Origin of the sequence: Dietzia sp. (assembly GCF_036741115.1) — a bacterium.
In the GTDB taxonomy this organism is placed as follows: domain Bacteria; phylum Actinomycetota; class Actinomycetes; order Mycobacteriales; family Mycobacteriaceae; genus Dietzia.
Genome location: NZ_DAINST010000007.1, coordinates 46,152 through 46,546, shown reverse-complemented (window position 1 = coordinate 46,546; position 395 = coordinate 46,152). Strand labels below are relative to the sequence as shown.

Annotated in this window: 1 pseudogene; it reads left to right on the top strand. The window is 77.0% G+C overall.

The features are described from left to right. Positions 1-76: 76 nt before the first annotated feature. Positions 77-395 (top strand): annotated as a pseudogene (locus V7E05_RS02240) (uracil-DNA glycosylase family protein); the annotation flags it as partial.

Genomic DNA, 395 nt, shown 5'->3' with positions numbered 1-395 from the left:
CATGTCGCCCACCGCTCCCTTCGGCTCCGAATCCCGCCTGCCCGCCGCCTGGCGGCCCTGACGCCGGCCCTCGCCGCTGGCCGGTGCGCGGCCCACGCTGGCCCAGCTCGCCGCGGCCGCGGACGGCCCGGGTCGCGACAACGTGCCGTCGCTGCCCGGCGATGCCGAGTCTGCGGGCGTGCGCCTGCTCATCGTGGGCATCAACCCGAGCCCATGGACGACCGCGGTCAACGCCCCCTTCGCGCGCCCGGGCAACCGCTTCTCGCCCTCGCTCGCCGCGGCCGGCATCCTCCCCGCACCGTCGATGCCTCGCGGGGGCTGAGCCCGGACGACGAGCGCTTGCTGGCCGAGCGCGGGATCGGGATCGCCAACCTCGTGGGAAGGACCACGGCGCG